Consider the following 22,495-nt stretch of genomic DNA (forward strand, 5'->3'; position numbering starts at 1 on the left):
AAATATACGATATTTTTCATGTGGCGGGCGGTAAATCCGTTTATCTTGTGTAGATTGGCACGAATATTGGTTCGGTCTGACTAGAGGAAATTTATGGAAGTATTTGCCTACCTGATCCCGTACGGCCTTGAGTGGCTGAACCTGATCGTCCGCTGGCTGCACGTCATCACGGGCATCGCCTGGATCGGTGCTTCCTTCTATTTCGTCTGGCTCGACAACTCGATCCGCCCGCCCGCGCCCGGCTCAGAGCTGGCGAAGAAGGGCGTGTCGGGAGAATTGTGGGCCGTGCATGGCGGCGGCTTCTACAACCCGCAAAAATACCTGGTGGCGCCCGCCGAACTGCCGAAGGAACTGCACTGGTTCAAATGGGAAGCGTATTCGACCTGGCTGTCCGGTTTCGCGCTGCTGACCATCGCGTATTATTTCAATGCCCAGGCCATGATGATCGACAAATCCGTGGCGGACATCTCCAGCGGGCAGGCAGTCGGTATCGGCATCGCCACCCTCGTCATCGGCTGGACCGTGTACGATTTGCTGTGCAGGTCAACATTAGCGCAATATGAACTGTGGTTCGGCGTGACCGTGTTCGCGCTGATCGTCGGCGCCGCGTACGTGCTCACGCATTTGCTCAGCGGACGCGCCGCCTATATCCATGTGGGCGCCATGATCGGCACCATCATGGTGGCCAATGTGCTGATGCTGATCATTCCCGGCCAGCGCAAGATGGTCGAGGCCATGGCCGCCGGCAAGCTGCCCGATCCCAAGCACGGCCTGAAAGCCAAGCAGCGCAGTGTGCATAACAATTATTTTACCTTGCCGGTGCTGTTCATCATGATCAGCAACCATTATGCGATGACATACCGGAACGACCACGCGTGGCTGGTGCTGGCGCTGATCATGGCGGCCGGCGTCTTCATCCGCCACTTTTTCAACCTGCGCCACAAGGGAAGAGTGGAGTGGCGCTATCCGGCCATCGGCGTGGCCCTGCTGCTGGCCGTAGCTATCGCCATCGCGCCGAAAGCGCCCGTGGCCGTGGCGGCCGCGCCGGCGGTGGATCCGGCTGCGCAATTCAAGAGCGTGCATGCCATCATCGCCCAGCGCTGCGCCACCTGTCATTCGGCCCAGCCCATGCAACCGGGTTTCGCCACGGCGCCGGCCGGCATGATGCTGGATAATGAAACTGAAATCCGCCAGCACGCGGCGCAAATCTACAAGCAGGCCATTGAATTGAAGGCCATGCCGATCGGGAACCTGACCAATATGACGGAGGCCGAGCGCAGCGAACTTGGCGCCTGGCTGCAACAGACCATGCAAGGAACAAAATGACAATGCACGCAGAACGAATCACGGCCTGGATCGATGATCACTTCGACGAGGAAGTCGCATTTTTACAGAAGGTGGTGCAGCAGCCGACGGATACGCCGCCCGGCAACAACGCGCCCCATGCGGATTTGGTGGCGCAACTGCTGCAGGCGTATGGCTGGCAGGCGGAAAAGCACGCCGTCCCAAACGATCAGGTGGAAGCGTACGGCATGCAAAGCATCACCAATTTGATCGTGCGCCGGCCGTATGCCGCAGGCGGGCCGACCGTGGCCCTGAATGCGCATGGCGACGTGGTGCCGCCCGGCGACAACTGGACGTATCCGCCGTATGGCGGCCAGATCGACGGCGGCTACATGTATGGCCGCGCGACGGCCGTCTCGAAAGGCGATTTCGCCACCTATGTATTTGCCGCCCGCGCGCTCGAAGCGCTGGGCATTCCACTCAAAGGCCAGCTCGAGCTGCACTTCACGTACGACGAGGAGTTCGGCGGCTTGCTGGGGCCGGGCTGGCTGCTGGAACAGCAACTGACGAAGCCCGATTTCGTCATTGCCGCCGGTTTCAGCTACGGCATCGTCACGGCGCACAACGCCTGCCTGCAACTGGAAATCACCGTGCACGGCAAGGCTGGCCATGGTTCCATGCCGGAGACGGGCCATGACGCGCTGCAGGCGGCCAACAAGATACTCAACGCCATCTACGGCCAGTTGCCGGAGCTGAAAAAGATCAAATCCAAAGTGGCCGGCATCGACTCGCCCACCATGCTGGTGGGGCGCATCGACGGCGGCACGAATACCAATGTGGTGCCGGGCAAGGTCGTCATGAAGATGGACCGCCGCATGATTCCCGAAGAAGATCCTGTGGCGGTGGAAGCGCAGGTGCGCGCGCTGATCGAAGACGCCGTGCGGGGCGAGCCTGGCATCCGCATCGAGATCCGCCGCCTGCTGCTGTCGCACGCGCTGCGGCCCTTGCCCGGTTCCGAACAACTGGTCGACAGCCTGCAAAAGAATGCGCAAGCCATCCTCGGCGAGACGATTCCCGCCGTCGGCACGCCCCTGTATGCGGACGCGCGCCTGTATGGCGAGCGGGGCATCCCCGCCGTGCTGTATGGCGCCGGGCCGCGCACGGTGCCCGAATCGAACGCGAAGAAGGCTGACGAGCGCCTGGCGCTCGATGATTTGCGCAAGGCCAGCAAGATCGTCGCCCTGACCCTGCTGGACTTCCTGGGCCAGAAATAAGGCAGCGCGCTTTGGCTTACAATGGGGCGACCACACATTCTGTGAAGAAGTGCCCCCATTGATTGAAGAGCCAAATTGAATACCCGTTTTCTCGAAGCGTTTGTCTGGGCAGCGCGGCTGGGCAGTTTTCGCACGGCCGCCGACAAGCTGCACATCACGCAGGCGGCCATCTCCAACCGCATCGCTTCGCTGGAGCAGGATTTCGGTACGCGCCTGTTCGACCGCGACGCGCGTGAAATCCGCCTGACCTTTGCCGGGCGCAACCTGCTCGTGTATGCCGAACGCATGCTGGAACTGTGCCGCGACATGTATGCGGCCAATTCCTCGCCCGCGCAGATCACGGGCGAAGTGCGCATCGGCGTCATCGAAACCATCGTGCATACGTGGCTGATCCCGTTCCTGCAGCGCGTGCAGGAGCGCTATCCGGGCATCGAGATTCAACTGACGTCCGAATCGACGCGCCGCCTGCACGAACAGCTGCAGCAGGGCGAACTCGATATCGCGCTGCAGACGGACATGCTGACGGGCGACCATATCCGCAGCACGGGCAGCGGCGCCATCGCCATGGGCTGGGCCGGCAGGGCCGCCGACTGGCCCGATACGGGCGCGCCATTCACGGTGGCGCAACTGGCGCAGCACCCCATCATCACCATGAACCGCGGTTCGCAGCCGCATTCCGCCTTGAAGGCGCTGTGCCAGGACGAGGGTGTGCAGCTGGGAAGGGTCCACTGCGTCAGTTCGATCTCCGCCATCGTGCGCCTGGTCAAAGCGGGATTCGGCATCGCCGTGCTGCCGCTGGCGCCCCTGCGCGAGGAGATCGAACAGGGCCACATCGCCCTGATTCCCTGCACCAGCAGCCTGGCGCCGCAGCGCATCGTCATCAGCTACAGCGAAGACATCACGACGGAAGCGATCCAGCTGGTGGCCATGCTGGCGTGCGAGGAGGCGGCCAGGTTCACTTTGGCGCTGGGTGAGGAATATGGGGCAGGGTGATGTCGGCTTACGCTGGCGCTAAGCCGACCTACAATGCCGTGGTCGAGGTGAGTCGCGTAGGTCGGATGAGCGCCCAGGCGCGTAATCCGGCAACATTGTTGGTTCCACCCACAAGAAAAACTTATCAGTCGCGTTCAGAATAACCCGTTTGCCAAGTGACGGCGCGCCACCTATTCTGGGTTGGCACACCATCCATCACGCAGAACGGAACCATCATGACGACGTCCCCCACCTTGCCAGGCATCCTGTTTGTCTGGACCAGCGCCGACCCGGAACACGAGCTCGATTTCAACCGCTGGTACGACCGCGAGCACGTGGAAGAGCGCGTGCGCATTCCCGGCTTCGTCAGCGGCACGCGCTACCAGAGCGTGCGCGGTTCGCGCAAATACCTGGGCCTGTACCGCACCGATTCGCTGGGCGCCTTCCAGACCCCCGACTATTTCAAGGCATTCGGCCAGCAGACCCCATGGTCGGTGACGAATCTGCAGCGCATGGTCGATCCGATGCGCCGCGTCTGCGCCATCGAGGCGGAAACGGGCATGGGCACGGGCGCCTGGCTGGCCGTGCTGCGCCTGGGCGCGCCCGCCATCGGCCAGGATGCTGCAGCCGTGGCCAGCATGGCAGCGCTGGGCGCGCAGCTTTTGCAGATCGATGGCGTCATTGCCACGCGCTTGCTCACACCTGACGCGAATCTGTCCGGTCCCCTGCCGGCGGAGCAGAAGGAGGGCCGCGTGCTCGACCCGATCTTCCTGATCGACGCGTCCTCCGAAAGCGCCGCCTCGGCGGCGGCCGATGCCGCCAGCGCGGCACTGGGCCTGGACGCTGAGCAGGCAGCCATCCTGCAACTGTCCTGGCAGTTGCGCGAGGCCGACCTGCACGCTGCCTGACACGGCCGCGCGCATCTTGCCGGCACTGATAACACGAGACACGGGCCACGGCGCAGGGCGAAGCATCCTGCGCCGGGCCTGCAATAAAACTGACGAGAGAGGTAGGCAATGACCACATATACAACGGCAAACGCTGCGCATCCGGCGGCCCAGGCGCCGGGCGACAAGCCGAAAACGGGCCGCCTGGCCACGGCCAGCATGGTCGGCACGACCCTGGAATGGTATGACTTCACCGTCTACAACACCATGGCCGCGCTGATCTTCAATCACCTGTTCTTTCCCTCGTTCGATCCGCTGACGGGCACCATCCTGGCCTTTTCCACGTATGCCGTCGGCTATATCTCGCGTCCCATCGGCGGCGTGATCTTCGGCCACCTGGGCGACAAGCTGGGACGCCGCTGGGTGCTGGTGGTGACCCTGATGCTGATGGGCGTGACGACGGGCCTGATGGGCCTCTTGCCGACTTACGCGACGGCCGGCATCTGGAGTCCCATCCTGCTGGTGGCGCTGCGCTTCGTGCAGGGCATCGCTTTGGGCGGCGAATGGGCCGGCGCCGTGCTGATCTCCGTCGAACACGGGGCAGCGGACAAGCGGGGCCGCAACGCCTCGTGGACGCAGGTGGGACCGTCGTTCGGCACCTTGCTGGCGACCGGTTGCATCGGCCTGATCACCTACCTGCTGCCGCATGAAGCATTCATGGACTGGGGCTGGCGCATGCCGTTCATCGCCAGCCTGCTGCTGGTGGCCTTCGGCATGTGGATACGCAGCGGCATCGAGGAAACCCCGCTGTTCAAGGAACTCGACCAGCAGGATGCGAAGGTGGAAGCGCCGATCGGCGACGTGCTGCGCATCTACTGGCGCCGTCTGCTGATCGCCGGCGGCGTGCGCATCGGTTCGGACGTGCTGTATGCGCTGGTGGTGGTGTTCACGCTCACGTATGTGACGACCGTGCTGCACCTGTCGTCGACGCTGGCACTGACCGCCATCATGATCGGCACGGCTTGCAATGCGCTGGCGGTGCCCGTGTTTGGCGCGCTGTCGGACAAGATCGGCCGCCGTCCCGTGTATGCGCTGGGCGCCATCCTGGGTCTCGTGTGGGCGTTTGCCTTCTTTACCTTGCTCGATACTGCCAGCCCGGCTGCCATCGTCACGGCTGTCGTCGTGGGCCTGGTCATCCACGCCATCATGTACGGCCCGCAGGCCGCCTTCGTCATCGAGCAATTCCCCACCAAGGTGCGCTATGCGGGTTCCTCGCTGGCCTACACCCTGGCCGGCGTCATCGGCGGCGGCTTCGCCCCGCTCGTCATCGCCAGCCTGTACCGCTCGTACAACAGCAGCATGGCCGTCTCGCTGTATGTGGCGGCGGCCTTGCTGATCACCGGCGCCGCCGTTTTTGCTGCACGCGAAACGGGCCGCGGCCCCCTTGAGGAATAAAATCATGACGACATTGAGTTTTCAACTGGCCGGCCACGGCCCCGTCACCTTCGATATCGATCAGTTGATCATCGCCGGCTGGACGGGCCGCGACATGGCGATGGTGGAACACCATATCGCCGAACTGGAAGCCATCGGCGTGGCGCGCCCGAAAAGCGTGCCAACGTTTTACCGGGTTTCGGCAGCACTGCTCTCGAGCGACGCCGCCATCGAAGTGCCGGGCCTGGACTCGTCCGGCGAGGCGGAATTCGTGCTGTTCTCCACGGAATACGGCCTGCTGGTGGGGATCGGTTCCGACCATACGGACCGCAAGGTGGAAAGCTATGGCGTGACGGTGTCGAAGCAGATGTGCGGCAAGCCCGTGGGCGATACCTTGTGGCGCTATGCCGACGTGGCCGGCCACTGGGACAAGCTGCAGATGCGCTCCTGGCGCGAGCGCGCCGGCGTGCCGGCCCTGTACCAGGATGGTCCCGTGACACGCATGCTGTCGCCGGAAGATTTGATTTTGCGCTACACGGGGCAAGCGACCCTGCCAGTGGGCAGCGCCATGTTCTGCGGCACGCAGCCCATCATCGGTGAAATGGGCCACGGCGACGCCTTCGAGCTGGAGCTGTATGATCCAGCCTTGCAGCGCCGCTTGCAGCACCGCTATGCCGTGCAAACCCTGCCCGTGGAAGGATAAGAGAATGACCCAGTTGACCAAGACTATCCGCGAACTGGCGGCCGACCTGGCCGCCGGACGCATCACCAGCGTGGAACTGACGCAGCGCATGCTGGCGCGCGCCGAGGCGCACCGGGTGCAGGGCGGCCATGCGTATGTCAGCCTCGATGGCGAACAGGCCCTGGCCGAGGCGCGGGCCAGCGACGCGGCGCGCGCGGCCGGTATCGTTGCCTCGCCCCTGGCCGGCGTGCCCATCTCGATCAAGGACCTGTTCGACGTCGAGGGGCAAACCAGCAGCGCCGCTTCGCTGGCGCTGGCCGACGCCCCGCCCGCCGTGGCCGATGCGGGCGCCGTGGCGCGCCTGCGTCGGGCTGGCGCCGTCCTGCTGGGCCGCACCAACATGAGCGAATTCGCGTTTTCCGGCCTGGGCTTGAATCCCCATTACGGCACGCCGCGCAATCCGCTGGACCATGAACGTGTGGCGGGCGGCTCCACTGCGGGCGGCGCCGTCACGGTGGCGTTGGCAATGGCGGCCGGCGCGCTGGGCACGGACACGGGCGGCTCGATCCGCATCCCTTCCGCCTTTTGCGGTTTGACGGGTTTCAAGCCGACGGCCGCTTCCGTGTCGCTGGCGGGCACGGTGCCTTTGTCGCGCTCTCTCGACTCGGCAGGGCCCATTGCCCGCAGCGTCGATTGCTGCGCCATTCTGTACGCTGCGCTGTCGGGCCATGACATCGGCGTGCAGGCGCCAGCGCTGAGAGGCTTGCGCTTCGGCTTTACCCTTGACTATGTCGGTACGCACGTGGAGCCGCAGGTGCAGCGGGCTTTCGACGCCGCGCTGGACAAGCTGCGGCAAGCCGGCGCCCTGGTGGAACAGTTCGATTTCCCCGAGTTGCTGGAACTGCCGGAGATCAATGGCGGCGGCGGCCTGGTGGCGGCGGAAGCCTGGCATTGGCACCGCGCGCTGCTCGCGGAAAAAGGCGCGCAATACGACCAGCGCGTGGCGGCGCGCATTCGCCGCGGCCAGCAGCAGGGCGCGGCCGATTACATCGATTTGCTCGATGCGCGCGCGCGCCTGATCGCCATCGCCCGGCGGCGCCTGGCGCCATTCGACGCCTGGCTGATGCCCAGCGTGGCGATTCTGGCGCCGCAGCTTGCGCCCCTGGAAGCGGATGATGCCACTTTCTTTGCCACGAATGGCCTGGTGCTGCGCAACGCCAGCGTGATCAACTTTCTCGATGGCTGCGCGCTATCGCTGCCGTGCCATGCCGAGGGCGAACTGCCCGTGGGGCTGGGCATTTGCTGCCTGGCCGGCGCGGATGAAAGAGTGCTGCAAATTGGCCGTGCGGTCGAGATGTTGTTGGATGTGCAACAATAAATAGTGCTGAGGTGCAGGAAAATGCCAACTCTGTCATGATGGCTGGCATTGACATGGAATAGTCGCGCTTCGGGCGCTGGCAAACTTCACACTGTGCACCGATACGACCTGATTAGCTGTCATGACTGTGGCGTGCTGTACCGCAAACGTCCGCTGCGTCCCCGCGAAAAGGCGCGCTGCATCCGTTGCCGCTCGGTGCTATACCGGGGCGCTCACGCGCGGGGGGCATCGGCGGAATTGAGCAAGGTGGTGGCGCTGACCCTGGGCGCCGCCTTTGTCTTCCTGATCGCCCAGTTTTTTCCCATCGTCGAACTCGACGTCAATGGCCTGACGTCCAGCGCCACCTTGCTCGGTTCCATCCGCGTGCTGTGGTCCGAGCAGATGCATATCGTGGCGACGATGGTCTTCCTGTTTACCATACTCTTTCCCGCCATCGAACTCGGTTCGCTGCTGTATGTGGCGCTGGGCTTGCGCGGCGGCGTCAAGGTGCCCGGTTTTAACCGCGTGCTGCGTGCCGTGCAGACGGCGCGCGAATGGGGCATGACGGAAGTGCTGATGATCGGCATCCTGATCACCGTCGTCAAGATGACCAGCCTGGCCACGGTGCTGCCGCAACCGGGGCTGTTCGCGTTTGGCGCGCTGACCCTGATGCTGGCCATCGTCGTCTCGTTCGACCCCAAGGCCCTGTGGAACCTGGGCGACGACCTGACCCGGCAAGCGCTGCCCGGCATCCGCTACAAGGCCTTCGCGCCCGGCGAGAAGGTCGTGCCCTGCCATGCCTGCGGCCTGGTGGCGCCGCCCCTGGGCAAGGGCAAGCACATGGCGTGCGTGCGCTGTGGCACGGCCCTGCACGTGCGCAAACCGGACAGCATCAACCGCACCTGGGCCTTGCTGATCGCCGCCATGATCCTCTACATTCCCGCCAACCTGCTGCCCGTGATGGTGACGTATTCCCTGTTTGGCGCACAAAACGATACCATCATGAGCGGCGTTGTGCTGTTCTGGACCAGCGGCTCGAAAGGCCTGGCCATCATCATTTTCATCGCCAGCGTGGTCGTGCCCATGCTCAAGCTGGGCGTGCTGGCGCTGCTGGCGTTCACCGCGCAGCGGCGTTCGCGTTGGCGCCCGCGTCAGCGCACCATTTTGTATCGCATGGTCGAATTCATCGGCCGCTGGTCCATGCTCGACATCTTTGTCGTCACCCTGACGGTGGCGCTGGTGCGCTTCAAGTCGCTGGCCGTGATCACGGCCGGACCCGGCGCGCTGGCCTTTGGCGCCGTGGTGGTGCTGACCATGCTGGCGGCGATGCAGTTCGACCCGCGCCTGATCTGGGACCCCGTCGACGGGCAGGTGCCTGGCGAGGAAGAACCCGTGGTGGTGGCAAATACCGGAAACAATACAGTGATTGGAGAACAGCATGTCTGACAAAGAAGCGGGCGGCCTTGCCGAAACGGGTGGCCGTCCATTGCCGGAACCCGATGTGGAACAGGGCAGCCGCTGGCTGCCGTCGCTGGTATGGCTCATTCCGCTGCTGGCCGCCCTGATAGGCGCCGGCCTGGCCGCCAAGTCCATCCTTGACCAGGGGCCCACGGTGACGGTCAGCTTCAAGAGCGCCGAAGGCCTGGAGCCGGGCAAGACCAAGGTCAAATACAAGGATGTCGATATCGGCCAGGTGCGCGCCATCACCCTGGGCGACGACTTGAGCAATGTCCTCGTGACGATCGACATGAGCAAGGAGGCGCGCCGTTTCGCCACTGCCGATTCGCGCTTCTGGGTGGTGCGCCCGCAGATCGGCGCCAGCGGCGTGACGGGCCTGGGTACCTTGCTGTCGGGCGCCTACATCGGCGTCGACACGGGCAAGTCGGAAGCCAAAAAGGAGAATTTCATCGGCATGGAGAGTCCGCCCGCCGTGGCCGGTGACCAGAAGGGCAAGCTGTACACCCTGCACGCGGAAAGTCTCGGTTCCGTCGACGTGGGTTCGCCCCTGTTCTTCCACCGCCTGCGCGTGGGCAAGGTGGTCAGCTTTGCGCTGGACAAGGATGGCAACGGCATTACCATGTCGGTCTTCGTGAACGCGCCATACGACCAGTTCGTCGGCAAGAATGCGCGCTGGTGGCATGCCAGCGGCGTCGATGTGCGCTTGGATTCCAACGGCTTCAAGTTGAACACGCAGTCGCTGGCCGCCATGCTGGTGGGCGGCATCGCCTTCGAGGCGGAAAATGGCCGCAAGCCCGAGGAGCCGGCGCCGGCCAATACCAATTTCCGCTTGGCGGCCGACGAGGCCAGTGCCATGCGCGAGCCCGATGGCCAGGCCATTACCACCGTGTTCTATTTCGACCAGTCGCTGCGCGGCTTGCAGCCTGGCGCCACGGTGGATTTCCGCGGCATCGTACTGGGCGAGGTGCGTTCGGTCGGCATCGAGTTCGATCCCGTGAAGAAGAACTTCCGCATGCCGGTCACCGTCAATCTGTACCCGGCCCGCCTGGGCATGCGCTTCAAGGCCGCCGTCGACGATGAGGAAGGCTCGGCCGGCCACCAGCTGCTCGAACGCATGGTCAGCCGTGGCTTGCGCGCCCAGCTACGCACGGGCAACCTGCTCACCAGCCAGCTGTACATCGCGCTGGACTTCTTCCCGAAAGCGCCGAAGGTGGCGCTCGACCCGAACAAGTATCCGCTGGAAGTGCCGACCGTGCCCAATACCCTCGATGAACTGCAGACGCAGATCGCCAGCATTGCCCGCAAGCTCGATCAGGTGCCTTATGCTGAGATCGGCAATAACCTGAACGCCACCATCAAGCAGGCCAATACCCTGTTCAGGCAGCTCGATGGCCAGGTGGTGCCGGAAATGCGCGATACCCTGACGGCGGCGAAACAGACCTTCGGCACCGCGGAACAGGTGCTGCAAAAGGATTCGCCACTGCAGTCGGACGTGCGCCAGGCCTTGCAGCAACTGACGCAAACCCTGCAATCGCTGAACGCGCTGTCGGATTACCTGGAACGTCATCCCGAGTCCCTGATCCGCGGTAAAAAAGGAGATGAAAAAAAATGATGAAACCGATTTTTTCCGCGCTGCTGGCGGCCAGCCTGCTGGGCGCCTGCTCCACGCCCCAGCCCGAGCATTTCTATACGCTCAGCGGCGGCGCCGATGCGCAGCCGGCCAAACCCGTCAAATACTATGTCGAGGTGCTGGCCGTCAGCGTGCCGCAGCAGGTGAGCCGCAACCAGTTTGTCGTGACGGGGCCATCGGGGCGCATCGAACTGCTGGAGCAGCAGCGCTGGGCCGGGCCGCTGGCCGGCGAGATCGGCCAGGCCCTGTCGACGGCCGTGACGAACGACCTGGGCGCCATCGATGTATTCCGCACGCCGTATCCGGACAACCTGCCCGTGTACCGTATCAGCACCAATGTGCAGCGTTTCGAGTCCGTGATGGGCCAGTATGCGCTGATCGATGCCGTGTGGAGCGTACGCCAGCTGGCCAGCAGCAAGGTGGTCACTTGCCGCACGATAGCCAATGAAAAGGTGGGCGCCGGCTACGATGAACTGGTGCTCGGTCACCGCCGCGCCGTGAACCGTATCGCCGCCGATACGGCGAGCGTGGTGCGCGCTTTTGACAACGGCAACGCCGCCTGCCCGGCCTCCTGAGCCGCTTTCCGCTACCCAGTCCCGGCGGCCGCTGGTAAAATGCGGCCATGGGAATGACCTTGTTCACGCGCCGCTTTGCCGCCTGGATCGCCTGTTTCGCGATCCTGCTGGCGGCGCTCGCGCCGTCGATTTCCCAGGCTGTCGCCAACGCCAAGCAGGAGTCCGGCTCCGGCTGGGCGGAAATCTGTTCGGTGGCCGGCATCCGTTTCGTCCAGGTCGACAATGACGGTGCCGCCGATGAAAAATCCGGCGGCAAGGCCATGCAGATGGAGCATTGCGCCTTCTGTTCCACGCACGCGGGTTCCGTCGGCCTGCCGCCCGCCAGTACCGTGCTGCCGCTGCTTGTGGCCAGCGGCACGGCCATTTTCCCGGCCCTGTACTACCAGTCCCCGTCACCGCTGTTCATCTGGTCCACCGCGCAGTCGCGCGCGCCGCCCGCTCTCGTCTAGGTTTTTGCATTTTCAATGCTGGCGCTGCCCACCTTGCGGTGTGACGCGCCGCATCCGCACACTTATACGAGAATCACATGAACAAGAAATTATTGGTGCTGGCCGTCGCCATCACCCTCGCTTACCCCTGCGCGCAGGCGCAGCAACTTGACCAAACCGACCACGCCATCGACACCGTCGTCGTTTCCGGTTCGCGCGCGCAATCGTGGCTGTCCGAGACGCCGCAGGCCATCGGTGCCGTCAATGCCAAAATGCTGGAACGCGACAAGCCCAAGACCATGGGCGATATCCTCAACCGCATCGCCGGCGTGTACTGGAATGACCTGGGCAACGAGCAGCACAGCATGAGCATCCGCCAGCCCATCGGCACGAATGCCGTCTACCAGTACCTCGAAGACGGCATTCCCATCCGCCCGCTGGGCGTCTTCAACCATAACTCGCTCAACGAGATGAACATGGCGGGCGCCAGCGGCGTGGAAGTGGTGAAGGGCGCCGCCTCGTCGCTGTACGGCAGCAATGCCGTCGGCGGCGCCGTCAATTTCCTCACGGCCGGCGCCAGCGCGACACCCACGGCAAGCGTGGGCGTGCGGCGCGATAACGTGGGCGGCTACACCCGCTACGACACTTCCGCCAGCGATACCTGGGGGCCGCTGGGACTGCGCTTTTCCCATTACAGCTCGCGCCGTTCGCGCGATAACTGGCAGGAGTACAGCTATGGCGACAAGGATTCGTTCTCGCTGCGCGCCGACTATGCGCTCAGTTCCACCTCGCAGCTGCGCGCCACCATCGTCCACACGGATCTCGATGCGGCCATGACGGGCAGCCTGTTCGAAAACGATTACCGCAGCAATCCCGGCAAGAGTTTGAATACGTTTACCTACCGCAAGGACAAGACCACACGCATGAACCTGGCGTGGGAAGGCGCGACGACAGCCAATGGCACGAGCACCGTCACCGTGTTTACGCGCAAGAACGACCATGGGCAGATTCCCGCGTATTCCATAGGCAGTTGCGCGGGCATGCTGTGCAAGGGCGTCATCAACAACAACCACGTCGATTCGCTGGGACTGGACGTGAAACACCAGCAGGAATTCGCGTGGCTGCGTTCGCGCCTGATCGCCGGTGTGTACGTGGACAAGAGCGACAATCCTTTTGTCAGCGACAATCTGTCCATCGTGCGCGATGCCGCCACGGGCCGCTACCTGCGCTACTCCCTGGCCAATGCCAGCAATCCGCAGGGCGTGCGCGACTACCAGACGGATATCCTCAACACGGCCGTCTTCGCGCAATGGGAATTTTCTCCGCTGGTGGGCACGCGCGTGGTGCTGGGTGGCCGTTCGGACGCCATCCGCTACGACTACCATAACAAGCTGGCGCCCGGCGGCAGCGTCAATTACGGCGCGCCCGACGAGTCGCGCAGTTTTTCGCATGTGAGCCCGAAACTGGGCGCCACCTACGCCATCGGCCATGCGGGCAGTGCGTATGCAAACGTCAGCCAGGGCTTCACGCCGCCGGAAGTGAGCCAGTTGTATGGCAAGACGGGCATCGCCAACTTGCAGCCGTCCGTCTACAACAACTATGAACTGGGCCTGCGCTGGGCCTTTTTGCAGGGCCGTTTGAAACTCGATACGGCCCTGTACCGGCTCGATGGGCGCGACACGATCGTCAGCTACACGCTCTCGCCGGGCAACAGTGAAAACCGCAATGCGGGGCGCACGCGCAGCGAAGGGCTGGAGCTGGGCCTGAATTACGACAGCGGCCCGTTCGACGCGCGCTTCGCCACGGCCATCGCGCGCCACCGCTACCTGCGCTACCAGCTCTCCAGTACTCTCGATTACAGCGGCCGCGCCATGCCGCAGGCGCCGCGCGACATCACCTCGTTCGAGATCGGCTACAAGCCCGTGGCCGGCGCGCGTATCGCACTTGAAGCCGTGCACCAGGGCCGCTACTGGATGAACAATGCCAACACGGTAGAGTACAAGGGCCACGCCTTGCTGAACCTGCGTGCCAGCTATCAGGTCGCGCGCGGGCTGGAAGCGTGGGCGCAGGTGCGCAACCTGGCCGATAAACGCTATGCCGATTCGGCCAGCAGCAGCTATGCGGGAGTGGGCAGCTATGCGCCGAACAGCCAGAACCAGTACACGCCCGGTGCGCCGCGCAGCGTGATGCTGGGCCTGTCCTATACCTATAACGCACTGTGAGGATGGCCATGGATGATTTCACCTTTCTCATCGCGCGGCGCAAAAGCCTGTACTGGCGCATCCACTTCTGGGCCGCGCTGATCGCCTCGCCGTTTGCCCTGATGGCCACCCTGACGGGCATTTTGTACGTGTTCACGCCGCAGATCGAGGCAAGGCTGTACCAGCACCTGGACCATGTGGCGCCGCAAGCGTCCATGCTGCCGCTGGACGCCGCCGTGGAGGCTGCGGAGCGGGCTGCGCCTCGAGGCTGGGCGGTGCAGCACGTGGTGCCGCCGTTTCAATTGGACGATGCGGTGCAGGTGGCGTTCGCGCCGCCCGGCGGCGCGCAGGATGAACATGCGGGCCATGGCGGACATGCCGCGTCGCTCACGCCCGCCAGGCCGAAGTTCGGCCTGCCCGCGCAAGCCATCGTCGTGTATGTGAATCCCTATGACGCGCGCGTGATGGGCAGCCTGGCCAGCAGCGAGCGCTTCGGCAACTGGGCGAAAAAGCTGCATTCGCGTCTGCTGCAGAACGATGGCTGGCGCTGGATGATCGAGCTGGCGGCCAGCTGGCTGATGGTGATGCTGGTGACGGGCGTGGTGCTGTGGTGGCCGCGCGGCGCGCAATCGGGCTTGCCGAAGCGGGGCGTGCGGGGCCGCAATGGCTGGCGCCAGTGGCATGCTTTCCTGGGCGTGGCGCTCGGCATCGTCAGCGTCGTGATCCTGACGACGGGCCTGACGTGGAGCCAGCAGGCGGGCGGGCGCATCCGCGCGTTGCGCGACGTCAGCGGCCAGGCGCCGCCGCCCGTGCCACGTGATTTGCACTCGCGCGAGGAGGGCGCTCCGCTCGACTGGCAGGATGCGTGGCAGGTAGCGCGCAGCCACGCGCCCGCCATCGCCGTGCAGCTGACGGCGCCGGCCAGCCAGGATGATGTGTGGCGCGCCACCATGGCTGACCGCAGCCAGCCCACCTTGCGCTTCGACCTGCAATTCGATGCCTACAGCGGCAAGCCCCTGTATTACGCGGGATGGGAGGCGCAGACGGCGTTCGGCAAGGCCACCGCCATCGGCATTCCGTTCCACCGCGGCGAATTCGGCTGGTGGAACCAGGCCGTGCTGCTGCTATTCGGCGCCAGCGTGCTGTTCTCGCTGGTGTCGGGCTGGGTGATGTTTTTCAAACGGCGCTTGCCTGGCTCGCTGGGTTTACCCAGGCTGCTGCCGGGCGCCTGGACTTCGCCTTCCGCGCTGGCCTGGCTGGCGGCAGCCGCCATGTGCGCGCTGATGCCGCTGCTGCTCGTTTCCGGCGGCATGCTGTTGCTGCTGGAGCTGTTCCTGGCACGGGCTAGCCGCCGACGATGGGCTGCGCGATGATCCAGAGACTGAGCAAAGTGTAGGCGATCATCAGGGCCAGCATCGGATACTGGCTGCGCAGGGCCGCGCGGCGACTGGCGTACAGGCGCAGCGCGCAGACATGGGCCAGCCAGACGGCCGCCACGTGGCCTGCGACGATGGCGAACAGGGACACGTACCACACCACCTTGGCGTCGACGATGCCAAGGCGGATGAAGTACAGCTTCGTGCCGAACAGGTCCCAGTCAAGGCCCAGCGGGTCTGACGCCAGCGGAATCAGGTACTGGCCCGCCATCGCCAGGAAAGACAGGTAGTGGGCGAAATGGTAGGCGATGGCGATCGGCACCAGGGTCAGCACGAAGTGGCCGGCCACGCGCAGCAAGGGTATGGCCGGCTGGCCATCGCTGGCGCCGCAGCGGGCGATCAGCGCGCAAAACAGCAGGAACACCAGCAGGAACAGGGCCGGCATCAGCAGCAGGGCGGCCGTGGTGATCCATGCCAGCGCACCTGGCGCCACGGCGAGGACGGCGTCGACGATGTCGTACCACGTTTGCGTTTCCATCATGCCGTCGAAGCTGACGGAGGCCAGCATGAGAATCACCAGCACGAGGCAGGCAGGGCGCACGGGTTCCACTGCCAGCAAGCCCGCCGCATACGGGCGCACGTAGCAGGCGCCGTCGCGGAATGTCACGGGCGCGAAGCGCGCCAGCAGACCGAAGACGACGTTGAAAACTTCCGCATGGCGCAGCCAGGCGGCGCGGCCGAACAGCGCCATGCCTGCCCACGTGCAGGCAGAATACAGCAGCATGGTCCAGGCCAGGCTGGCCGGCTGCTCGCTGCCTTCCCAGTTCAGCTCCATCCAGATAAAGCCGAAGAACAGGGCCGCCGCCGGCCAGCTGTCGAGCCAGCGCGGCCACGCCAGCGGTGCGCGCCAGCGGGGGAACAGATGCTGTGCCGCGCGCGCCACGCTGTCGAGCGGATTGACCAGCGCCCACAAGTCGCCCAGCAGCGCCGACACGTAGGCCATGCCGACCCACCAGATGGCCCACACCATGGCGGGCGCGATATTTTTCACGGGGTTTTGCACGCCCACCAGTCCCGCCACAATCACCAGGATATACAACGCCAGCACCAGCAGGCGCAGTGCGAAAGCGATGGCGCGCGCGCCAGGAACCTGCCGCAGGACGAGGCGTGCATAGTCGCCCTGGCAGGTCGCTGTGCCATCCCGGCGCCACAGTGCCAGGAAGGCAAACGACAGCGCCACCGTCAGTCCCGCACCCAGCAAATATAGCCAGAGCGGCAAGGGCAGGTCGTAGCGCTGGCCAAAGCCGTGCGCATGGGCGATGCCTGGCGCGGCCAGCAGGACGAAAGCGATGGCGCGCCGCATCATCGCGGCAGCACTTCCAGGTACATCAGGGGCGCCTCGCGGTGATGCTTGTGCTGCTTGCCCTTGCCCTCCGTTTGCGCGCCATAGCCGTGCGCGGAAACAGGGAAGCGTCCCGGCACCGTGGCGTCGATGCGCATGGCTTTTGTCTCGCCCGGCTTGACCTCCAGCAGCTGATCGTAGCCATGCAAGTGGATACTGACTATTTCGTCGGTACTCCAATCCACGGTGATCCGGGTGTCCTGCCGGACCCGTATCGTCGGTGGCTTCGCGGCGATTTTGCGCTGCGCGATGGCCAGCGCCACATGCTGTTCCTGTTGCTGCGGTTTTGCCGCAGAGCCGCTCTGCGACTGGCTTTGCGCCGATATGCACAGCAGGAAAATGGCCAGGCCCAGGCTGGCAAGCGGAGGGTGGAATGAGTATTTTTTCATGCTTAAATTTTAGGAAATATTTCCAGCATTGGCCATCTGAAAAAAAACGCCAGTTTGAAAAAGTGCGGCCGTAGAATGATCGGCGCGGATCCGACGACACTTGGAAAAGGCGGGGAATATGATGAAAAAAGCGATGTTTGCATTGGCCGTGACATGCATGGCGGTGTTGCCTGCGTCGGCCGAAATCCTGGCCATGGTCAATTACGAGAGCAAGACGCCCGAGTCATTGAAATCGCTGAAAAGCCCTGTCGCGCCGCCGTCGCGCAAGGAGGGCATCGCCATCATCGATGTCGATCCCGAGTCGAAAAACTTCGGCAAGATCGTGCGCGACATCGCCCTGCCGCCGGACTTGGTGGCGCACCATATCTTCTACAACCACGACATGAGCAAGGCTTACATCACGGCGCTGGGCAAGACGCAGCTGCGCGTGATGGACATGCGCCACAAGGACTTTCCCATCAAGGTGATCGAGGTGCCGACTTGCCAGGTGGGCGAGGACATCGTCTTTTCGGATGACCACAAGCGCTGGTATCTGAGCTGCATGGGATCGCAGGCCATGCTGGAAGGCGACGCCGTGCACGACAAGCCGGGGCGCACCGTCATGCTGCCGGCGCCATATCCGCATGGCCTGGCCGTCCACGATGGCATCGACCGCACCCTGCTGACGAGCACCATCCGCCCCACGGACCTGGGCGACGCGGGTGAAGTGATCAGCGTGCTGGAAACGAGCACGGGCAAGGTGCTGGGCACGCACAAGCTGTCGAAAAAGCCGTCGCCGTCTGGCGAAGCGCCGGTGGAAGTGCTGTTCGTCCCGGGCAGCAAACCGCCTGTCGCCTACGTCGCCAATATGTACGGCGGCACCGTGTGGACCGCCACGTGGAATCCGGCAACCAGGGATTTCGACACGGCCCAGGTGCATGACTTTGCCGAACAAAAGGCGGGCGTGCCGCTGGAGCTGTATTTCAACAAGGGCGCGACGCGGCTGTACCTGACGACGGCCAAGCCGGGCCACCTGCATATCTTCGACCTGACGGGCGGCATCGGCAAGCCCCGGCTATTGAAATCGATCCCTGCCGCCGAAGGCGCGCATCACGTGGCGTTCACCAGGGATGGCCGCTATGCCTTCGTGCAGAACGCGCTGCTCAACCTGCCGGGCATGAGCGATGGCAGCATCACCGTCATCGACATGAAAAAGGAGGTGGTGGCGGGTAGTGTCGACACCCTGAAAAACAAGGGCCTCAATCCGAACAGCATCGTGCTGCTGCCGAAGTGGAATGACTTCATGGGGCATTGAAAGATGCATTCCGCTAGAATGAAAGGGCGCGGCCAGGCTCGTTGCCACAGGCCGCACCTTTGCAATGGCTGAACATGATATTCCTCGACTTTCCCGCCTTGTCCGCGCTGGCCACCGCTTCGGCCACGATTACCAAAAAATGCAGCTGCTGCGCCGTCCCGCTGGACGCCTGGCAGCGCCTGCCTACCTCGCTGGAGCTGGACCGCTTTGAAGAAATCGGCACCCTGCGCGAAGATCCGTACGAGGAACCGACGTTTGCCGAATACCACCCGCACGGCACGCGCTACGACAGCATCGATGCACCCATCGCCCCGCGCTACTATCCCGCGAACCTGAGCCAGGTGGCCCGCTGCCTGAACTGCGGCCGTTACTACCTGCGCTACAACGAGGCGGGCGGCTACTTCACGGAACTGCGCATCCGCGCGCTGCGCCCGGAATTGCTGGCCGACGCGGCGTAGTCACTGCTACAGGCTTTCCTTGACGTGCGCGATGCCGTGTTCATCGTAGATCGAGTACACGGCGGCGAGGATGTTTTCCAGTTCAGGCGAGCGGTCCATATGCCGCATGCTGAATAAAATCGGCGAGAACGCATGCTTGTCGTCCAGCTTGCGGTACACGACGTTCCGGTGATGCATGGCTTGTACGCTTTCCGGCACGATGGAAATGCCCTGGCCGGCCGCCACCAGTCCCATGGAAATCTGCAGCTCGCGCACTTCCGTGACGGGGCCGGGGGTGACATTGCCTTCGCTGAACATGGCCAGCACCTGGTCGGCAAAGCTGGGGCGGGGCGCTTTCGGATACACGAGCAGGGTTTCGTGGATCAGGTCAGTGAGGCGCAATCCGCCTTCCCCCTTGGCCAGCCGGTGGCCGGGCGGCAGGGCCACCACCAGCCGCTCCTCGCGCAGCAGGATGCGGCGGATGCTGGGGTCTTCGCTTTTCAGGCGCCCGAAACCCACGTCGATGCGGCCTTCCTTCAGGGCCTTGAGCTGCTGCACCGTCGTCATTTCATGCAGGGTCACGTCGACCTCGGGATGGCGCTCGCAAAAGCGGTGCACGATGTCTGGCAATTCCCCATACAGGGTAGAGGCGACAAAGCCGATCGACAGGGTGCGTTCCAGTTTGCCGACACGCTGCGTCATTGCCTGCAGGTCGCGCACCTGGTCGAGCAGGGGCCGCGCATGGGCGAGGAAAAACTCGCCCGCTTCCGTCAGGCGCAAGGGACGCGAACCCTTTTCGATCAGCGCCACGCCCAGGATTTCTTCCAGCTGCTGCATCTGCCGGCTCAGCGGCGGCTGCGCGATGTGCAAGCGCGCGGCGGCCCGCGTGAAGTTTCTTTCTTCCGCGACCGCAACGAAGTAGCGCAAGTGCCGTAATTCCATCTTCATACCTTTCAGGTATAGGTTTGATACCAACTCGGTGTTGGACGTGGGGAGATTCGGGGAATATGGTGTCACCACTCCACAGAATTATACGGAATAAATATGATTCAAAATATCGAGACCTACCTGGTCGATGTGCCAACCATTCGTCCGCACCGGATGTCTGTCGCCACCATGAATACGCAAACCCTGGTGCTGGTGCGGCTGCGCTGCGCTGACGGCATCACGGGCTGGGGCGAAGCGACCACCATCGGCGGCTTGAGCTACGGCGGCGAAAGCCCGGAAAGCATCAAGACGAATATCGATACCTATATCGCGCCGCTGCTGGTCGGCATGGAAGCGAGCGAAGTGGCCAAGGCCATGGCCAGGGTGCGCAAGGTCATACAGGGCAACCGCTTCGCCAAGTGCGCGATCGAGACGGCGCTGCTCGATGCGCAGGCGCGCCGCCTGAATGTGCCGCTGTCGGAATTGCTGGGCGGCCGCGTGCGCGATGCACTGCCTGTGGCCTGGGTGCTGGCCAGCGGCGACACCGCGCGCGATATCGCCGAAGGGGAAAAAATGCTGGACTTGCGCCGGCACCGCATCTTCAAGCTGAAGATCGGCATGCGCGACGTGATGGATGACGTGGCCCACGTGCTGGAGATCAAGCGGGCGCTGGGCGAACGGGCCAGCGTGCGCGTCGATGTCAACCAGGCATGGAGCGAGACGGACGCCGTGCGCGGCATCGCCGCACTGGAAGCGGGCGGCATCGACCTGATCGAGCAGCCGGTGAAAGCCGGCAACCGCGCCGCGCTGGCGCGCCTGACGCGGCGCTTCGATGTGGCCATTATGGCCGACGAAGCCTTGCACGGTCCCGCCGATGCGCTGGCGCTGGCCCAGGCCGATGCGGCCGACGTGTATGCGGTGAAAATCACCCAGTCGGGCGGCTTGCTGCCCGCGCTGGAAGTGGCCACCGTGGCGCGCCTGGCTGGCGTGGGACTGTACGGCGGCACCATGCTCGAAGGCGGCGTCGGCACCGCCGCCACGGCCCACGTGTGCTCCACGTTCGCGGAACTGGCCTGGGGCACGGAGCTGTTCGGGCCACTGCTGCTGACGCAGGAAGTCCTGCGCGAGCCGCTCGTGTACCGTGACTTCATGCTGCAAGTGCCGACGGGACCGGGCCTGGGTGTCGAGATCGATATGGACAAGCTACGCGCCATGCAGCGCGCCTGAGGACGCCTAACAAAACCTACTGCGCGTCGTGATTTACGGTCTGCGATGCTCACTGTACCTTCGTACAGTTGCGCTTCTCGACCGCAACTCTCTTCCGCTCGCTACGGTTTTGTTAGGCGTTGTAAGTGCCTATAAAAATCTTAAGGAGAAACCATGTTATTCCATGTACGCATGAACGTGAACCTGCCATTGAGCATGCCCGCCGAGCAGGCGGCGCAGCTCAAGCAGACGGAAAAGGCACTGGCGCAGCGCCTGCAGCACGAAGGCAAGTGGCGTCACCTGTGGCGCATTGCCGGCCAGTACGCCAACATCAGCGTCTTCGACGTGGACAGCGTGGAGGAGCTGCACAACTTGCTCACCTCCTTGCCGCTGTTTCCCTACATGCAGATCGACGTGATGCCGCTGTGCCGCCATCCCTCGTCGGTGCGCGACGACGATTCTTGAGGAGACATGCGATGACGGATACAGGCAACGACACTGCCGGGAAAATGTGCGAGGTGGACGGTATCGGCCTGCATTACCGCACGGATGGCGAGCGCGGCAAGCCCTGCCTCGTCCTGTCGAATTCCCTCGGCACGGACCTGTCCATGTGGAATGCGCAAGCGGCCGCGCTGGCAGGCGATTTTTTTGTCGTGCGCTACGACACGCGCGGCCATGGCCAGTCGGCCAGCGGCAGCGCGCCGTTCGGCATCGGGCGGCTGGGACTGGACGTGGTGGCACTGCTCGACCACCTCGATATCCCCAGCGCCGCCTTCTGCGGCATTTCCATGGGTGGCTTGACGGGCCAGTGGCTGGGCATTCACCAGCCGCAGCGCCTGACGAAGCTCGTGCTGGCAAATACGGCGGCGCGCATCGGCGGTGCCGCGCCGTGGCAGCTGCGGGCGGAGCAAGTGCGCCGCGACGGCATGGCCGCGGTGGCCGAGGGCGCCGCCGCGCGCTGGTTCACGCCGCAGTTCATCGCGCGCGAAGCGGACACGGTGGCGCGCCTGGTCGGCACCTTGCGCGATCAGGATGCCGGCGGCTACGCGGCCTGCTGCGACATGCTGGCCCAGGCGGACTTGCACGCCTGCGTCGGCACGATCGCCGTGCCCACCCTGATCATCGCCGGCGAGCACGATCCCGTGACCACCGTCGACGACGGGCGCTGGCTGCAGCAGCAGATCGCGGGCGCTCGCCTGGCAAGCCTGCCCGCCTCGCATATCTCGAACATCGAGGCGGCTGACTTGTTTACGGCGCAGTTGCGCACTTTTTTAGTGTGAGG

21 protein-coding genes are annotated in these 22,495 nt (G+C 64.2%); 18 read left to right on the forward strand and 3 right to left on the reverse strand.

Features of this window, described 5'->3' with window-relative positions; translation table 11 throughout:
* The first annotated feature begins 93 nt into the window (after positions 1-93).
* From LSO07_RS06200 to LSO07_RS06260, 13 genes are all read left to right on the forward strand, one after another.
* The gene (locus LSO07_RS06200) at positions 94-1,326 is read left to right on the forward strand and encodes a urate hydroxylase PuuD (protein WP_151092856.1); all 1,233 of its coding nucleotides are present in this window, start codon (positions 94-96) and stop codon (positions 1,324-1,326) included.
* A complete protein-coding gene (locus tag LSO07_RS06205; RefSeq protein ID WP_151092858.1) occupies positions 1,323-2,558 on the forward strand; it encodes a M20/M25/M40 family metallo-hydrolase in 1,236 nt (411 codons plus the stop codon). The genes LSO07_RS06200 and LSO07_RS06205 overlap by 4 nt, the downstream gene beginning before the upstream one ends.
* Before the next feature lie 75 nt (positions 2,559-2,633).
* Positions 2,634-3,551, forward strand: a complete 918-nt coding sequence (locus LSO07_RS06210; RefSeq protein ID WP_034782414.1) for a LysR family transcriptional regulator — start codon at positions 2,634-2,636, stop codon at positions 3,549-3,551.
* Between the two features lie 215 nt (positions 3,552-3,766).
* Positions 3,767-4,438: a DUF4286 family protein gene (locus LSO07_RS06215; RefSeq protein WP_151092860.1), complete on the forward strand. Its 672-nt coding sequence runs from the start codon at positions 3,767-3,769 to the stop codon at positions 4,436-4,438.
* A 108-nt stretch (positions 4,439-4,546) separates the two neighbouring features.
* Entirely contained in the window at positions 4,547-5,872 is a 1,326-nt protein-coding gene (locus tag LSO07_RS06220; protein WP_151092862.1) for an MFS transporter, read from the forward strand.
* A gap of 4 nt (positions 5,873-5,876) precedes the next feature.
* Positions 5,877-6,554 (forward strand): DUF2848 domain-containing protein, encoded by a 678-nt coding sequence (locus LSO07_RS06225; protein WP_151092864.1) that lies wholly within the window; start codon positions 5,877-5,879, stop codon positions 6,552-6,554.
* 4 nt (positions 6,555-6,558) lie between these two features.
* Complete coding sequence (locus tag LSO07_RS06230) at positions 6,559-7,911, forward strand: amidase (protein WP_151092866.1); 1,353 nt, start codon at positions 6,559-6,561, stop codon at positions 7,909-7,911.
* Between the two features lie 132 nt (positions 7,912-8,043).
* Positions 8,044-9,336, forward strand: coding sequence for a paraquat-inducible protein A (locus LSO07_RS06235; protein WP_404811479.1), 1,293 nt, complete (start codon positions 8,044-8,046; stop codon positions 9,334-9,336).
* Positions 9,329-10,960 (forward strand): PqiB family protein, encoded by a 1,632-nt coding sequence (locus LSO07_RS06240; protein ID WP_034782421.1) that lies wholly within the window; start codon positions 9,329-9,331, stop codon positions 10,958-10,960. The genes LSO07_RS06235 and LSO07_RS06240 overlap by 8 nt, the downstream gene beginning before the upstream one ends.
* Positions 10,957-11,553 carry a PqiC family protein gene (locus LSO07_RS06245; RefSeq protein WP_225317193.1) on the forward strand — a complete coding sequence of 199 codons (597 nt, stop codon included), beginning with the start codon at positions 10,957-10,959 and terminating at the stop codon, positions 11,551-11,553. Before LSO07_RS06240 ends, LSO07_RS06245 begins: the two co-directional genes overlap by 4 nt.
* Positions 11,554-11,600: 47 nt before the next feature.
* The gene (locus LSO07_RS06250) at positions 11,601-12,002 is read left to right on the forward strand and encodes a DUF2946 domain-containing protein (RefSeq protein WP_225317194.1); all 402 of its coding nucleotides are present in this window, start codon (positions 11,601-11,603) and stop codon (positions 12,000-12,002) included.
* A 77-nt stretch (positions 12,003-12,079) separates the two neighbouring features.
* Positions 12,080-14,203 (forward strand): TonB-dependent receptor family protein, encoded by a 2,124-nt coding sequence (locus tag LSO07_RS06255; RefSeq protein WP_225317195.1) that lies wholly within the window; start codon positions 12,080-12,082, stop codon positions 14,201-14,203.
* Positions 14,204-14,211: 8 nt separating this feature from the next.
* Positions 14,212-15,555, forward strand: coding sequence for a PepSY-associated TM helix domain-containing protein (locus tag LSO07_RS06260; RefSeq protein ID WP_151092870.1), 1,344 nt, complete (start codon positions 14,212-14,214; stop codon positions 15,553-15,555).
* Here LSO07_RS06260 and LSO07_RS06265 read toward each other — a convergent pair.
* Together LSO07_RS06265 and LSO07_RS06270 are read right to left on the reverse strand one after the other, a co-directional pair.
* Positions 15,527-16,924: a hypothetical protein gene (locus LSO07_RS06265; RefSeq protein WP_151092873.1), complete on the reverse strand. Its 1,398-nt coding sequence runs from the start codon at positions 16,922-16,924 to the stop codon at positions 15,527-15,529. The two genes, LSO07_RS06260 and LSO07_RS06265, sit on opposite strands and share 29 nt — an antisense overlap.
* Entirely contained in the window at positions 16,921-17,349 is a 429-nt protein-coding gene (locus LSO07_RS06270; RefSeq protein ID WP_151092875.1) for a hypothetical protein, read from the reverse strand. The genes LSO07_RS06265 and LSO07_RS06270 overlap by 4 nt, the downstream gene beginning before the upstream one ends.
* Positions 17,350-17,506: 157 nt before the next feature.
* Between LSO07_RS06270 and LSO07_RS06275 the strand changes: the two genes are divergently transcribed.
* Together LSO07_RS06275 and LSO07_RS06280 are read left to right on the forward strand one after the other, a co-directional pair.
* Positions 17,507-18,643, forward strand: coding sequence for a YncE family protein (locus tag LSO07_RS06275; protein ID WP_208672453.1), 1,137 nt, complete (start codon positions 17,507-17,509; stop codon positions 18,641-18,643).
* 74 nt (positions 18,644-18,717) lie between these two features.
* Positions 18,718-19,101 carry a hypothetical protein gene (locus tag LSO07_RS06280; protein WP_070281055.1) on the forward strand — a complete coding sequence of 128 codons (384 nt, stop codon included), beginning with the start codon at positions 18,718-18,720 and terminating at the stop codon, positions 19,099-19,101.
* 6 nt (positions 19,102-19,107) lie between these two features.
* Here LSO07_RS06280 and LSO07_RS06285 read toward each other — a convergent pair whose 3' ends face one another.
* A complete protein-coding gene (locus LSO07_RS06285) occupies positions 19,108-20,022 on the reverse strand; it encodes a LysR family transcriptional regulator (protein ID WP_151092879.1) in 915 nt (304 codons plus the stop codon).
* Between the two features lie 102 nt (positions 20,023-20,124).
* Between LSO07_RS06285 and LSO07_RS06290 the strand changes: the two genes are divergently transcribed.
* From LSO07_RS06290 to pcaD, 3 genes are all read left to right on the forward strand, one after another.
* Positions 20,125-21,234: a muconate/chloromuconate family cycloisomerase gene (locus tag LSO07_RS06290; RefSeq protein WP_034782428.1), complete on the forward strand. Its 1,110-nt coding sequence runs from the start codon at positions 20,125-20,127 to the stop codon at positions 21,232-21,234.
* A gap of 153 nt (positions 21,235-21,387) precedes the next feature.
* On the forward strand, positions 21,388-21,678 hold the full coding sequence (gene catC / locus LSO07_RS06295) for a muconolactone Delta-isomerase (protein ID WP_034782430.1): 291 nt from the start codon (positions 21,388-21,390) through the stop codon (positions 21,676-21,678).
* An 11-nt stretch (positions 21,679-21,689) separates the two neighbouring features.
* A complete protein-coding gene (gene pcaD, locus LSO07_RS06300) occupies positions 21,690-22,493 on the forward strand; it encodes a 3-oxoadipate enol-lactonase (RefSeq protein ID WP_225317196.1) in 804 nt (267 codons plus the stop codon).
* The last annotated feature ends 2 nt before the right edge of the window (positions 22,494-22,495 follow it).

The organism is Janthinobacterium sp. PLB04 (assembly GCF_021165895.1).
GTDB lineage: Bacteria > Pseudomonadota > Gammaproteobacteria > Burkholderiales > Burkholderiaceae_D > Janthinobacterium > Janthinobacterium lividum.

What these genes read in the sequence shown, in the direction of transcription:
- LSO07_RS06200 (WP_151092856.1), top strand. Translation starts at nt 94, where the DNA reads ATGGAAGTATTTGCCTACCTGATCCCGTACGGCCTTGAGTGGCTGAAC.
- LSO07_RS06205 (WP_151092858.1), top strand. Translation starts at nt 1,323, where the DNA reads ATGACAATGCACGCAGAACGAATCACGGCCTGGATCGATGATCACTTC.
- LSO07_RS06215 (WP_151092860.1), top strand. Translation starts at nt 3,767, where the DNA reads ATGACGACGTCCCCCACCTTGCCAGGCATCCTGTTTGTCTGGACCAGC.
- LSO07_RS06220 (WP_151092862.1), top strand. Translation starts at nt 4,547, where the DNA reads ATGACCACATATACAACGGCAAACGCTGCGCATCCGGCGGCCCAGGCG.
- LSO07_RS06225 (WP_151092864.1), top strand. Translation starts at nt 5,877, where the DNA reads ATGACGACATTGAGTTTTCAACTGGCCGGCCACGGCCCCGTCACCTTC.
- LSO07_RS06230 (WP_151092866.1), top strand. Translation starts at nt 6,559, where the DNA reads ATGACCCAGTTGACCAAGACTATCCGCGAACTGGCGGCCGACCTGGCC.
- LSO07_RS06240 (WP_034782421.1), top strand. Translation starts at nt 9,329, where the DNA reads ATGTCTGACAAAGAAGCGGGCGGCCTTGCCGAAACGGGTGGCCGTCCA.
- LSO07_RS06245 (WP_225317193.1), top strand. Translation starts at nt 10,957, where the DNA reads ATGATGAAACCGATTTTTTCCGCGCTGCTGGCGGCCAGCCTGCTGGGC.
- LSO07_RS06250 (WP_225317194.1), top strand. Translation starts at nt 11,601, where the DNA reads ATGGGAATGACCTTGTTCACGCGCCGCTTTGCCGCCTGGATCGCCTGT.
- LSO07_RS06255 (WP_225317195.1), top strand. Translation starts at nt 12,080, where the DNA reads ATGAACAAGAAATTATTGGTGCTGGCCGTCGCCATCACCCTCGCTTAC.
- LSO07_RS06260 (WP_151092870.1), top strand. Translation starts at nt 14,212, where the DNA reads ATGGATGATTTCACCTTTCTCATCGCGCGGCGCAAAAGCCTGTACTGG.
- LSO07_RS06265 (WP_151092873.1), bottom strand. Translation starts at nt 16,924, where the DNA reads ATGATGCGGCGCGCCATCGCTTTCGTCCTGCTGGCCGCGCCAGGCATC.
- LSO07_RS06270 (WP_151092875.1), bottom strand. Translation starts at nt 17,349, where the DNA reads ATGAAAAAATACTCATTCCACCCTCCGCTTGCCAGCCTGGGCCTGGCC.
- LSO07_RS06275 (WP_208672453.1), top strand. Translation starts at nt 17,507, where the DNA reads ATGGCGGTGTTGCCTGCGTCGGCCGAAATCCTGGCCATGGTCAATTAC.
- LSO07_RS06280 (WP_070281055.1), top strand. Translation starts at nt 18,718, where the DNA reads ATGATATTCCTCGACTTTCCCGCCTTGTCCGCGCTGGCCACCGCTTCG.
- LSO07_RS06285 (WP_151092879.1), bottom strand. Translation starts at nt 20,022, where the DNA reads ATGGAATTACGGCACTTGCGCTACTTCGTTGCGGTCGCGGAAGAAAGA.
- LSO07_RS06290 (WP_034782428.1), top strand. Translation starts at nt 20,125, where the DNA reads ATGATTCAAAATATCGAGACCTACCTGGTCGATGTGCCAACCATTCGT.
- catC (WP_034782430.1), top strand. Translation starts at nt 21,388, where the DNA reads ATGTTATTCCATGTACGCATGAACGTGAACCTGCCATTGAGCATGCCC.
- pcaD (WP_225317196.1), top strand. Translation starts at nt 21,690, where the DNA reads ATGACGGATACAGGCAACGACACTGCCGGGAAAATGTGCGAGGTGGAC.